Origin of the sequence: Megasphaera elsdenii DSM 20460, assembly GCF_003010495.1 — a bacterium.
In the GTDB taxonomy this organism is placed as follows: domain Bacteria; phylum Bacillota; class Negativicutes; order Veillonellales; family Megasphaeraceae; genus Megasphaera; species Megasphaera elsdenii.
Genome location: NZ_CP027570.1, coordinates 1,565,505 through 1,578,983 on the forward strand (window position 1 = coordinate 1,565,505; position 13,479 = coordinate 1,578,983).

Consider the following 13,479-nt stretch of genomic DNA (forward strand, 5'->3'; position numbering starts at 1 on the left):
ACTATGACAGAAAATTATATCGATCATTTTTTGAACCATGTCCTGCCGGAATTGCGCATTGCCGTCATCGGTGACATCATGGTCGACCGCTATGTGTTCGGCAAGGTCGAACGCATTTCGCCGGAAGCGCCGGTGCCTGTCAATAAAGTCGATCACATGACGTCCGTCCTGGGCGGGGCTGCCAACGTAGCCTCGAATCTGGCTAATCTCGACTGCCACGTCTTCTTGGCCGGCCTCATCGGCGACGATGAAAATGCAGTCCTCCTGCACCAGTTGCTGGAAGATGCCTATATCGACGGCTCGGGCCTGGTCGTGCGCCAGGACCATGCGACGACGACCAAGATGCGTATCCTCGGCGCCCGTCAGCAGATGGTACGCCTGGATTTTGAAGAAGTGACGCCCTTGGCCGTTACGGAAGAAGAACAGCTCATGAAATGGCTGTACAACTGTGTGGCTGCCGGTCTGGACGGCATCATCTTATCGGACTACAAGAAAGGTGTCCTCACCGATTCCCTGGCCCAGAGCATCATCAGAGAAGCCAACCGGGCCGGAATCCCTGTCCTGGTCGACCCTAAGGGCAGTGATTGGACGAAATACAACGGGGCCGACTTCGTGACGCCGAACATGAAAGAACTCAGCGACTGCCTGGGCCGGTCCGTAGCCAATGAAGGCCAGGCCGTCGTGGCAGCGGCAGAACTCCTGCATGAGCAGTATGACTTTGCCCACCTCATGGTGACCCGGTCGGAAAAGGGCATCACCGTCATCGGCAAAGACGGCAAGGTGTGGAACAATCCGGCGACGGCCCGGGAAGTCTTTGACGTATCCGGTGCCGGCGATACCGTAGCCGCCGCCTTTTTGTCGGCCATTGCCGGTCATTTATCGATCCGCACGAGCCTGCAGATCGCCAATGCCGCAGCCGGTATCGTCGTCACCAAGGTCGGGACTTATCCCATCCATCGCCACGAATTGCTCAAGCTGTGGCAGGAATGGCAGCCGACCCACTGGCATCCGTACCAGGCACTGAGCCGGGAAGAAGCGGCTGCAAAGATACGCCAGTGGCAGAAGAAAGGCGATACCGTCGTCTTTACCAATGGCTGCTTCGATATCCTGCACCGCGGCCATGTCCTCTATTTGCAGCAGGCCGCCATGCTGGGCCAGCACCTCGTCGTCGGCCTCAATTCCGATGCCTCTGTGAAACGGCTGAAAGGGGAGACACGGCCGCTGGTCAAACAGGAAGACCGGGCGATCCTGCTCAGCGCCCTGGCCTGTGTCGATGAAGTCGTCATCTTCGAGGAAGATACGCCGAAAGAATTATTACAGGTCCTGCGGCCGGATATCCTGGTCAAGGGCGGAGATTATAAAGCCGATGAAGTCATCGGCCGGGAATCGGTCAAGCGCGTAGAAATCATTTCTTTTGAAGATGGTTATTCTACGACGGGACTGATTGAAAAAATAGCTGATTTAGTAAAGAAGGGGAAACTATGAAAATTGTAACAGGTGGTGCCGGTTTTATCGGCAGCAATATCGTAAAACAATTGAACAACCGGGGCATCAACGACATCCTCATCGTCGACGACCTGACGGACGGCCGCAAATGCCGCAACCTCCAGGGCCTCGATTTCTTTGATTATATGGACTATGCCGACTTCGATGAACAGATGGCCGACGATACCTTCGACTGCGGCTACATCGACGTCGTCTTCCATGAAGGGGCCTGCTCGGATACGATGAACTACGACGGACGCTATATGATGAAGAACAACTACGAAGGCAGCAAGAATCTCCTGCGTTACTGCATGCAGCGCAAGATTCCCTTCCTCTATGCGTCGTCGGCTTCGACCTATGGCAGCGGCAAGAATGGCTTCCGCGAAGACCCGTCGTGTGAACAGGCTTTGAATCCCTATGCCTATTCCAAGCTCCAGTTCGACCGCTTCGTCCGCCGCGTCCTGCCCCTGGCCAAGAGCCAGATCGTCGGCTTCCGCTATTTCAATGTCTTCGGTCCCCAGGAAAATCATAAGGACCGCATGGCTTCGCTCATTTTCCAGAAATATCATGAATTACAGGAAAAAGGGAAGATCACTCTCTTCGAAGGGACGGCAGGATATGAAAACGGCGGCCAGATCCGCGATTTCATCTATGTCAACGACGTCGTCAATGTCATCTTCTATTTCTGGGAACATCCGGAGCTGTCGGGCATCTATAACTGCGGTACCGGCATCGGTCATACGTTCAATGAATTCGTCCAGGGCGTCATCGACTATTGCGGCAAAGGCCATATCGAATACGTGCCTTTCCCGGACATCCTCAAGGGCAAGTACCAGAGCTATACCCAGGCCGATACGACGAAGCTCATGGAAGCCGGCTATGACCGCGGCTTTACGCTGCTTCCGGAAGCCGTCAAGGAATATTGCAGCATCCTGGAAAAGAGCGACGGGTATTACGAATGAGGAAGGCCGTCTTTTTCGACCGCGACGGCGTCCTCAATGTCGATAAATCCTACTTGGGCTTCATCAAGGACTTTGAATGGATGGACGGGGCCAAGGAGGCCCTGGCTTATTTGACCCGCCAGGGTTATGCCATCATCGTCGTCACCAACCAGAGCGGTGTCGCCCGCGGCTACTATACGGAAGACGACGTCAAGGTCCTCCACGACTGGATGTGTCAGGAAGCGGCCAAGGCCGGCGGCATCATTACGGCCGTCTATTACTGCCCGTATCTCGAAGGGGCGCCGGTCAAAGCGTATGATAAGAAGAGCGACTGGCGCAAGCCGGCACCGGGCATGGTCCTGCAGGCGGCAAAAGATTACGATATCGATTTGAAGCAGTCCTTTATGATCGGCGATATGCCCCGCGACGTGGAATGTGGGCAGCGGGCCGGCATGGATGGCTATTTGTTCACCGGCGGCAGGCTGGACGATTTCGTCCGGGCCATTGTCGCAGAAAGGAAGGGCCGTGAAAGCATATAAGAATATACTGGTCATCAAGATGAGCTCTCTCGGCGACGTCCTCCATGCCCTGCCGACGCTCTATGCATTGCGGCAGAATTGTCCCGATGCCCGCATCGTCTGGGCTGTCCATGAACAGTTTGCGCCGGTCCTGCCGGGCAGGCCCTATATTGACGAGGTCATCTATGTCGACAAGAAACGCCTGAAATCCCTGTCGTACTGGAAAGAACTGCGCCGGACACTCCACGCCTTTCATTTCGACGTGTCCTTCGATCTCCAGGGACTGGCCAAGAGCGCCATCGTCGCCTTTTTGAGCGGTGCCAGGGAACGCTATGGCTATTGGGAAATGCGCGAAGGCAGTTTCCTGGTCAGCAAGGGCCTTACAGGTCCCCATAAGTACGACCACGTCATCGAACGCTATCTCGATACGGTCCGCGTCCTCGGCGGCCGCGTCGATGCCGTCGAATTTCCATTGCCCGATATTTGCGGCGAAAAACAGGCCTGGCGCCAGCGCCTGGCAGCTGACGGCCTGACAGGTCCTTATGTGGCCATCGTGCCCGGGGCCCGCTGGAATGTCAAGGAATGGCCTCTGTCCCATTGGCAGGCCTTCCTGCAGCGCCTGACGGCGTCCGGTATGGCTGCCGTCCTTCTGGGCAGCGGCGACGACGTCCCTAAAGGGAAGGCCCTGAAGGACCACGATTCGTCGGGCCGTGTCTTCGATTATACAGGTCGCACTGATTTACGGCAGCTCATGGCGGCCATTGCCGAGAGCACCCTCTATATCAGTGCCGATACGGGGCCTTTGCATATTGCCAATGCCCTGAAAAAAGAACTCATCGCCCTCTTTGGGCCGACGTGTCCCCAGCGGACCGGCCCTTACGGCGGAAACGACGACGCCTATATCCATATGGTCCTGTCGCCGACGTCCCAGGCGACGCCGGAACGGCCCCTGGTCGATGATCCGGACTGCATGGCCCAGATTACGCCGGACATGCTGTGGCAGGTCTATGAAGGCGTCCTGAAGAAGGTGAAACTATGATTAATCTGCGCAACAAAAAAATAATCGTCACCTTTCTCATGCATTTAGGCGACCTCATCCTCATCACCCCGTTCCTGCAGGTCCTGCGCCGTCATGCCCAGGGCTCGGACATCACCCTCGTCGTCGATGAGAAAGTGGCCGACGTCGTCCGCTATAATCCCAATATCGATCACTTAGTCACAGTCGATAAGAAGGGCAAGGACAACTCCGTCCGGGCCTTATGGCGCATCGGGCGGCATTTACATCAGCATCACTACGACATCCTCATCAATCTGCATCCTAATGAACGGACGTCTTTCCTGGCGGCGGTCATCCATGCCAAACAGTTCGTCGGCATGAGCCATTTCCTGGTGCGTCCCTTGATGGACCGCTACACCCGCCTGGACCGTATCCATCTCCATGCAGCCGATATGTACATTAATGTCCTGGCCCAGCTGGGCATCGACGACTATCGCAGCGACGGCCTGCAGTTCTTCACCTGCAAGGCCTGGGATGATACAGCAACGGAATTTTACCGGTCCCAGGGGGTCCATAACAGCGACGCCCTCATCGGCTTCAATATCGGCAGTGCCGTCCCGCAGAAACGCTGGCCGGCCAAACGATTTGCCGCTGTTGCCGATTATTTTGCCCATCGCGGCTTCAAATGCGTCTTCTTTGGCGGTCCCATGGATGAAGATATGGTCAAAGAAGCGACATCCCAGATGGAATCGGATCCTATCATCGCCACGGGGAAATTCACTATTGGCGAACTGGCTTCGGCTATCCGCTGCTGCTCCCTGTTCATCACCAACGACAGCGGCCCTATGCACGTCGCCGTCAGCCAGGGCGTCCCGCTGGTCGCCCTGTATGGTCCCAGCAATCCCAAGCTCTACGGTCCCTATACGGACCGGGCCATCGTCCTGGAATCGACGAACCATTACGAAGTGGGTAAGAGCATGAAACAGATCATCCGTGAAGGTAATTATAAAGGTATTTCGGTTATTCCCATGAGCCAGGTCATCGCCGCCGGCGAAGAACTCCTGAGCCGTTATTATGGAAAAAGATAACCTATAATTCTATGGAGGTGGAAGGTTATGAAAAAACTTATTATTGCAGCGACCCTGGCCGCCCTGACCGTGACTTCGGCGGCTATGGCAGCCCCGCTCCGGAATCCCCAGCCGGGCGACTTGAAGGCTAACGCCAACTATGGCTTTGACCAGAAAGAAGGCGGCCGCAGTGCCAAGAGCCGTCTGACCGGTGGCGACGTCACGTATGTACTGAACAATCATTGGGATATCCAGTACGTCAACAACTATACCAAAGGGGACAATGACAACAAGATCAACGAAAACTACCTCGTCGGCAATTACCGCTTTACGCCGTATCTGTCGGCCTATGCCGGCGGGTCCTACGTCAAGACCGAAACGTATAACACGACCAAGTCCTATGGCTACCAGGTAGGCCTCAAAGGCCAGCTTCCTTTGGCAGAACGCTGGCAGGGCTTTGCCTCTGTCGGCGTCGGCGATGACGTCAACACCTATGAAGTCGGCGTCGGCTACGATATCACGCCGAATTGGGATGCCCATATCAAATACCGCAGCAGCAGCGTCGACGTCGATAACTACGACGACGATGTCAAAGGCTGGCAAGTCGGCATGGGCTATAAGTTCTGATATTGACAATGGACGGTTCCGTCCCGTATAATGTACCAATGACATGTGCTGTGGTTGAAAGTCGATGTCAGTCGCAGACCAAGCGATCCACGTAAGGCATCCAAAGCGATGCTGATCATAGTGCGGCCTAGAAGTAAGACCTGCCGCGTAAAAAACGCGAGAGGGCTAGTAGTGGGGGACAAGACGTCTATGAGCGAACGTCCCAGCAGGCGAGTGTGGGGGTAAAGACCAGGTCAGGCATGTCGGATAAAGGGTTGTCCTATGGAGGTTTCGGCCTTCATGCGGCAGCCCTTTTTGCATATCGTTTGTCATGGTTCGTTCATCGTTTGTAGTGGGGGTTCAATTTTTTAGCCATCTTCGATGAACGACGAACGGCAAACGAACCACGAAATTGTTTGACGGATGATTGTTCGTATAGTAAAATGTAAGGGTATTTATGTTATTGGCCAAGGAGTGGAGTTATCGATGGATAATAAACAATGGGAAGAAGAAATCCATAAAAATCCATTTGACTTGTTCATGGATTTCCATGTGGAAAAGGCTAAAACAGAGAGTACGGTCCTTACATTTGAGAATAAAGGCTCGAAATGGGACAATCCCAATGGCACCATGTACGGCGGCGTCCTCTATTCCATGGCCGATTCGGCGATGGAAGCTGCCTGCGCAGTCTGTGGCAAAGCCGTCCTCACGCTGGACTTGGGCATGAACTACCTCCGCCCGGCTTTTGCCAACACGACGATCCGGGCTGAAGCCCAGGTCATCCACAACGGCCGCACGACCATGGTAGCTCTCTGTGATTTTTATGATAATGATGACCGCTATTTGGCTCATGGCAAGGGGACGTTCTTTGTAACCGGCCCTTATGTGTTTGGCGATGAAGGAGGACAGGGCGATGAATGAACCAGAAAAAACGGTCAGTCCTGAAGCAGCTGCACGGCTGCAGCGGATGTTTGAGAATATTTATTCCCAGACCCCTTATTTCCAGAGTATGCCCTGTACGGTAGAAAAACTCGACGTCGGCCGCGTCCGCGTCGGCTTTGATATCAGCCGTCACTCCTGCAATTACCGGGGCATTGCCTCCGGCGGCGTCCTGGCGGCGTTCTGCGATACCCTCATGGGCATGGCCAGCCGGACCCTGGGCTTCCAGGTGACGACGCTGGAAATCAATATGAACTATATCCGCAGCGTCAAAGGCGGTGAGCACATTACCGGCATCGGCCAGGTCATCCACCACGGCCGGAAGACGATTGTCGTCGAATGTGAGTGCTACGATGCCAGCGGGAATATTATTGTAAAAGGGCGGTCGTCTTTTTATATTTTGAAGAAACTCGATTAATAAAATAGTCATGTAATTATAGGGAAGGTTGGTTAGTACAAGATGGATTTTGCTTATAACGACGAACAGAAAGAAATCATCAAAGTCGTCCGCGACCTGGTGGAAAAAGAAATCGTCCCCTACGCTGCAGAAATGGATGAAACGGGGAAACTCCATGAAGGGCTCCTCGAAAAATTGGCTGCTCAGGGCCTGCTGGGCGTCGCTATTCCCGAAGAATTTGGCGGAGCTGGTCTCGACGCCATTACCATTGCCGCTATTTATGAAGAATTAGGCAAAGGCTGTGCCGGTGTCGCTACGACGGTGGCTGCCAATGCCCTGGCTTCGTATCCGGTCATCATTGCTGGTAACGATGACCAGAAGAAACGTTATTTCGATATCATCAACGATGACAACCTGGCTGCTTTCGCCCTGACCGAACCGGGGACTGGTTCCGATGCCGGTTCCGTTTCGACGCGTGCCATGAAGACCGAAGATGGCAAGGGCTATATTCTCAATGGCACGAAATGCTTCATCACCAACGGTGCCTTGGCCGAAGTCTTCGTCGTCTTCGCCAATACCCGTAAGAGCGGCGGTATCCGCGGATTGACAGCCTTCATCGTCCGCAAAGGGACGCCGGGCTTCACTGTCGGTAAAGCCGAAAACAAAATGGGTATCCGCGCATCGAATACGACGGAGCTCATTTTCCAGGATTGCTTCGTCCCTGTCGAAAACCGTCTCGGCCGGGAAGGCCATGGCTTCCGCATCGCCATGGATACCCTGGACGCTGCCCGTCCTTTCGTCGGCGCCGTTTCCGTCGGCATTGCCGAAGCGGCTTTCCGCGCCTGCTGTGAATACGCCAAAGTCCGCGTCCAGTTCGGCAAACCCATCGCTTCCTTTGAAATGGTCCAGGCTATGATCGCCGATATGGCTATGAAAGTCGAAGGCGCCCGCCTCCTCGTCCATCGCGCCTGCTGGATGAAGGACCAGGGCATGGACTTCAGCCGTGAAGCGGCTATTGCTAAATGCAATGCGTCCGACGTGGCTATGCAGGTCACGACCGATGCAGTCCAGGTCATGGGCGGCTATGGCTATATCAAGGAATATCCTGTCGAAAAATATATGCGCGACGCCAAAATCATGCAGATTTATGAAGGCACCAACCAAATTCAGCGTTTGGTTATTGCAAATAAGACACTTTACTGATACAATAGATAACAAACCCATAGAGGTATATTATGGCAATGATAAAGAGGGGATGGAACTGACTCCGCCTACAGGAAATCCGGGCCATGGATTGAGAGCCCGGTGCCGGAAGTTCCATGCGTTCACTTTAGAGCCTCCTGTTGAACGGAGTAGGCAGGACGGGGGTTCCCGTTACAGGACAATCGAGAATCAAGTAGGGTGGTACCGCGAATCAGACTTTCGCCCCTTTAGGGGCGGGAGTCTATTTTTTTTGTACTCGCCAGTAGGAGGAAGAAAAATATGATCAGTGATAAGATCGAGGCCATTAAAGCGGCCGTCAATGAACAGCTCGCCAAGAGCGAACATCTTCAGGACGTACAAGATATCCGCGTCAAGTTCCTGGGCAAAAAAGGGGAACTGACAGCGATCATGAAGGAAATGAAGAATTTTTCCAAAGAAGAACGACCGAAAATCGGGCAGCTCGTCAATACGGCCCGCAATGCCATTGAAGAACAGTTAAAGGCCAAGATGGAAGAAGTCAAGGCCCAGGAACTGGCTGCCAAGATCGAATCGGAAAAAATCGACATTACCCTGCCGGGCCGCAAACCGGTCATGGGCCATGAACATCCGCTCCATCAGACGCTGCGCCTCATGGAAGATTCCTTCCTGCGCATGGGCTTTTCCATCGTCGAAGGTAACGATATCGAATCGGACTATTACAACTTCCAGTGCCTGAACCTGCCGGAAGACCATCCGGCCCGGGATATGCAGGACTCCATGTATATTACGGATAATATCCTCTTGCGGACCCACACGTCGGGCATGCAGGCACGGACGCTGCAGGCCCATAAGCCCAATGAACCGTTCAAGATCATCGCGCCGGGCAAGGTATATCGCTGTGACTATGATGCGACCCATTCGCCGGTCTTCCATCAGATGGAAGGCATGATCATCGACAAGGACATCCGCTTCTCTGACCTCAAAGGGATGCTGGAAGACTTCCTCCGCGATATTTTCGGTGCCCAGACGAAAGTCCGTTTCCGCGCCAGCTACTTCCCCTTTACGGAACCGAGTGCTGAAGTCGATATTTCTTGTGTCATGTGCGGCGGCAAAGGCTGCCGGGTCTGCTCCCACACGGGCTGGCTGGAAATCCTCGGCTGCGGCATGGTCAACCCCAGCGTCCTGCGCATGAACGGCTATGACCCGGATGTCGTCACGGGCTTTGCTTTTGGCATGGGCGTCGAACGCATTGCCATGCTGAAATACGGCATCGATGATTTGCGCTTGTTCTATGAAAACGATATGCGGTTCTTGAACCAGTTCTAGGAGGGTATGAATAATGAAAAGTTCTTTAACATGGATGCAGGATTATGTCGACGTCGACATGAACCAGGACATGCAGGCATTTGCCGATAAACTGACCATTGCCGGTATCCCTGTCGAACAGGTGGAATACTGGGGTACAGAAGTCAAGAAAGTAAAGACCGGGAAGATCCTTCAGATCGATAAACATCCCGATGCCGATAAACTCGTCGTCTGCCAGGTAGACATGGGCGACGAACAACTCCAGATCGTCACGGCTGCGACCAACGTCCGCGTCGGCCAGGTCGTCCCCGTCGCTGTCCACGGCGCTCATCTGCCGGGCGGCACGAAAATCAAGCGCTCGAAGCTGCGCGGTGTCTTGTCCAACGGCATGTTCTGCTCGGCTCACGAATTTGGCTTCGATGACAGCCTGCTCCTGCCGGAAGAACGAGAAGGCATCTGGATCCTGCCGCCGGATACGCCGCTCGGCGTCGACGCTGCCGACTATCTCCAGGTCCGCGACGTCGTCTATGAATATGAATTGACAGCGAACCGGGCAGACTGCTTCTCCATGGTCGGCTTGTCCCGTGAATTTGCCGTCCTCAGCGGTAAAGAAGCCCGCTATCCGGAAATTTCCGTCAAGGAATGTGATACGCCTATCGACGGAAAAGTCAAAGTTTCCATCGACGATGACGAACTGTGCAGCCGCTATACGGCCCGCCTGCTCCTGAATGTCAAGATTGGCAAGTCGCCTATGTGGATGCAGCAGCGCCTGCGCAAGTCCGGCGTCCGTCCCATCAACAACGTCGTCGATGCCACGAACTACACGATGATCGAATTGGGCATCCCTCTCCATGCTTATGACTACGATAAAGTCGCCGGCCATCATCTCATTGCCCGCCGGGCCCAGGCTGACGAAGCCATGAAGACTTTGGATGATGTAGACCGCAAATTGACGGACAACATGCTGGTCATTGCCGATGAAGAAAAAGCCTGCTGCATCGCCGGCATCATGGGCGGCATGGATTCGGAAGTCACGGACCAGACGACGACGGTCATCCTCGAATGTGCATCCTTCAAGGGCTCCAATATCCGTCATACCGGCCGTATGCTCGGCCTGCGCTCGGAAGCTTCGGGCCGTTTTGAACGAGGCCTCGATTCGGACAGCTGCATCAACTCCATCGACCGCTGCGCCCAGCTCCTTCAGGAAATGGGGGCCTGCGACGTAGCCAAAGGCGTCGTCGATGTCTATCCGAAACCGCAAGCTACGACGCGCATTGCCTTTACGGCAGCTCAGGTCAACAAGTTCCTGGGCACAGAAATCACGGAAGCCGACATGGTCCACATCCTGGAAACCTTGCAGTTCGGCATCGAAAAAGACGGCAATACGTTAACTGCTGTCGTCCCCAGCTATCGCGGCGACTGCACGGAAATGCCGGATATCGCCGAAGAAGTAGCCCGCGTCTACGGCTACGAAAATATCCCGTCTACGCGCCCGGCAGCGCCTATCTCCAAAGGGGAAGCCGGCTTCCATCACGATGTAGGCGAAAAGATTTCGTCCATCCTCAGCAGCAGCGGCCTCAACGAAACGGTCACCTTCAGCTTCATGCATCCGGACCAGCTGAAGAAGCTCCTCTTCAAAGATGGTGACGCCGTATACAATGCCGTACCGATCCTCAACCCGATTACGGAAGACTTCCCGCTCATGCGGACGACGCTCATCCCGACGCTGATGGATGTCCTGGTCCGCAACCAGGCCGTCAAGAATCCGTCTGTCGGCATCTATGAAATCGCCCCGGTCTATCGCCCGAAACAGCTGCCCTTGACGGAACTGCCGGAACAGGAATTCTATGTCACTGGCCTTCTCTATGGACAGCGCACCGCTGCTGAATGGCCGGAAAAAGCGGAAAATTACGACTTCTATGACGTCAAGGGCCTCGTCGAAGCCGTCCTCCAGGGACTGGGCATCCAGGCCGACTTGGAAGTCTCCGACTGGGCACCGCTCCATCCGGGGAAGGCTGCCCGCTATGTCAAAGACGGCAAAGTCCTTTGTGACTTCGGCGAACTCCATCCCAAAGCCGTCGACAATTACGACGTTGCCGGCCCGGTCTACGTCTTTGAAATGCACATGGATGCCATCCTGCCTTTGGTCAACCTCCTGCCGGATTATCACAAAGTCGCCAAGTTCCCGGCATCGAGCCGCGATCTGGCCTTCCTGGCACCGCTGGCTACGACCAATGCCGACATCGTCGATGTCATCAAAGAAGACGGCGGCGAAAATCTGGAAGCAGTCCATCTCTTCGACATGTATACGGGCAAACAGGTACCGCAGGGCTACAAGAGCCTGGCTTATTCCTTAGTCTTCCGTTCCGAAGAAGGGACCCTGACCGATGCCGACATCCAGGCCCCGGTCGACGCCATCGTCAAAGACCTGAAAGAAAAATTCGGCTGCGAATTGCGGTAGAATTTTGTGTTTGAAGTTTGGGGTTTGAAGTTTGAAGTGATAGTTTTTAAATTTAACCTCTTCTACATCAAACATCAAACCTTTAACATCAAACAGATAAAGAGGCTGTCTCCATGGACAGCCTCTTTATCGCGTATTGTAAAAAAAGTAAAGTTGTGGTATGATGTAGAGCGTAATATGGTATTTTAGAGATATTCAGGGCTCTACCGGCCCATAAGGAGGACATACTTAGAATGAACGTAACAGTAAATGAAGTAGACCAGCACAAAGTAACCCTGCACATTGAAGTGCCTGCTAAAGATGCTTCCAAACAGGCTGCAGCCGCTTGCAAGAACTTGGCAAGCCGTGTCAATATCCCGGGCTTCCGTAAAGGGAAAGCACCGCGCATGGTACTGGAAAGCTTCTTGGGCAAAGATGCTGTCAAACAGGAAGTTTTTGAAGCTATTGCCAATAAAGCCTACAGCGACGCCCTCGACCAGGAAGGCATCGTTCCTGTAACTGAACCGGAATTGAACGTCATTACTGACGAAAAAGGCAAAGATGTCGTATTCGAAGCTACGGTCACGAAAAAACCGGAAGTCAAACTCGGCGAATACAAAGGCATCACCGTTGCCAAAGATAAAGTCGACGTAACCGACGAAGACGTTTCCAAAGAATTGGTTAACCTCCAGAAACAGCATGCAAAACTCGTCGTAGCTCCGGAAGGCACGGAAATCGCAAAAGATGACTTCGCTGTCATCGATTTCAAAGGCACTGTCGACGGCGTCGCATTCGAAGGCGGCGAAGGCAAATCCTATCCGCTCCAGATTGGCTCCGGCAGCTTCATCCCTGGCTTTGAAGATCAGCTCATCGGCTGCAAAGCTGGCGACGAAAAAGACGTCAAAGTCACCTTCCCGGAAGATTACTTTGAAAAATCCCTGGCTGGCAAAGAAGCTGTCTTCGCCGTTAAAGTCAACGACGTAAAACGCAGCGAACTCCCGGCCATCGACGATGAATTTGCTAAAGAAGCCGGCAAATTCGACAGCGTCGACGACCTCAAAGCCGACATCCGCAAACGCCTCGAATCGAAAGCTTCCTTCCAAGCTTTGGAAAAATTCAACTCTGAAGTCTTGAAGACAGCCGTCAACAATGCAGAAGTCGATATCCCGCAGGTCATGATCGACGACAAAATCGACCAGATGATCGAAGAACTGGCTATGAAACTGGAAACACAGCGCATGAGCCTCGACGATTATCTCAAATACATGGGCCAGGATATGGACAAACTCAAGGAACATTACGCTGAACCGGCTAAAGAAAACGTAAAAATGGACCTCGTTCTCGAAGCTATCGCTAAAGCTGAAAACATCGAAGTCAAAGACATCGATCTCCAGGCTGAAATCATTACGATGGCCCAGAACTTCGGCGCAGACCCGAAAGAAGTCTACAAGATTATTTTGAAAGAACATCGCGTTCCCATGCTTGTACAGTCTGTCGGCCGTAAAAAAGCAGCAAGCTTCATCCTCAAAAATGCCGTCGACCCGAACGAAGACAAGAAAGAAGAAGCTAAAGCTGAAGAAGTTAAGGCTGAAGACTAATCCG

General features: G+C 53.7%; 12 protein-coding genes. All 12 read left to right on the plus strand.

Annotated features, from left to right (window positions below; genetic code table 11):
• Window positions 1-3 precede the first annotated feature (3 nt).
• The 12 genes from rfaE1 to tig all read left to right on the plus strand — a co-directional run bounded on the left by rfaE1 (window position 4) and on the right by tig (window position 13,475).
• Entirely contained in the window at window positions 4-1,485 is a 1,482-nt protein-coding gene (rfaE1, locus tag C6362_RS07545) for a D-glycero-beta-D-manno-heptose-7-phosphate kinase (protein ID WP_014016129.1), read from the plus strand.
• Window positions 1,482-2,447, plus strand: coding sequence for an ADP-glyceromanno-heptose 6-epimerase (rfaD, locus tag C6362_RS07550; protein ID WP_014016130.1), 966 nt, complete (start codon window positions 1,482-1,484; stop codon window positions 2,445-2,447). The genes rfaE1 and rfaD overlap by 4 nt, the downstream gene beginning before the upstream one ends.
• On the plus strand, window positions 2,444-2,965 hold the full coding sequence (locus C6362_RS07555) for a D-glycero-alpha-D-manno-heptose-1,7-bisphosphate 7-phosphatase (RefSeq protein WP_014016131.1): 522 nt from the start codon (window positions 2,444-2,446) through the stop codon (window positions 2,963-2,965). The genes rfaD and C6362_RS07555 overlap by 4 nt, the downstream gene beginning before the upstream one ends.
• Window positions 2,952-3,983 (plus strand): glycosyltransferase family 9 protein, encoded by a 1,032-nt coding sequence (locus C6362_RS07560; protein WP_014016132.1) that lies wholly within the window; start codon window positions 2,952-2,954, stop codon window positions 3,981-3,983. Before C6362_RS07555 ends, C6362_RS07560 begins: the two co-directional genes overlap by 14 nt.
• Complete coding sequence (locus C6362_RS07565; RefSeq protein WP_014016133.1) at window positions 3,980-5,029, plus strand: glycosyltransferase family 9 protein; 1,050 nt, start codon at window positions 3,980-3,982, stop codon at window positions 5,027-5,029. Before C6362_RS07560 ends, C6362_RS07565 begins: the two co-directional genes overlap by 4 nt.
• A 27-nt stretch (window positions 5,030-5,056) precedes the next feature.
• Entirely contained in the window at window positions 5,057-5,635 is a 579-nt protein-coding gene (locus C6362_RS07570) for an outer membrane beta-barrel protein (protein ID WP_014016134.1), read from the plus strand.
• 465 nt (window positions 5,636-6,100) lie between these two features.
• Window positions 6,101-6,535: a PaaI family thioesterase gene (locus C6362_RS07575; protein ID WP_014016135.1), complete on the plus strand. Its 435-nt coding sequence runs from the start codon at window positions 6,101-6,103 to the stop codon at window positions 6,533-6,535.
• Window positions 6,528-6,971 (plus strand): PaaI family thioesterase, encoded by a 444-nt coding sequence (locus tag C6362_RS07580; RefSeq protein WP_014016136.1) that lies wholly within the window; start codon window positions 6,528-6,530, stop codon window positions 6,969-6,971. Before C6362_RS07575 ends, C6362_RS07580 begins: the two co-directional genes overlap by 8 nt.
• A 42-nt stretch (window positions 6,972-7,013) precedes the next feature.
• On the plus strand, window positions 7,014-8,153 hold the full coding sequence (locus tag C6362_RS07585; protein ID WP_014016137.1) for an acyl-CoA dehydrogenase family protein: 1,140 nt from the start codon (window positions 7,014-7,016) through the stop codon (window positions 8,151-8,153).
• Between the two features lie 279 nt (window positions 8,154-8,432).
• Window positions 8,433-9,458: a phenylalanine--tRNA ligase subunit alpha gene (gene pheS / locus C6362_RS07590; protein WP_014016138.1), complete on the plus strand. Its 1,026-nt coding sequence runs from the start codon at window positions 8,433-8,435 to the stop codon at window positions 9,456-9,458.
• Window positions 9,459-9,471: 13 nt separating this feature from the next.
• Entirely contained in the window at window positions 9,472-11,898 is a 2,427-nt protein-coding gene (gene pheT, locus C6362_RS07595; protein WP_014016139.1) for a phenylalanine--tRNA ligase subunit beta, read from the plus strand.
• 233 nt (window positions 11,899-12,131) lie between these two features.
• Entirely contained in the window at window positions 12,132-13,475 is a 1,344-nt protein-coding gene (gene tig, locus C6362_RS07600) for a trigger factor (protein WP_014016140.1), read from the plus strand.
• Window positions 13,476-13,479 lie beyond the last annotated feature (4 nt).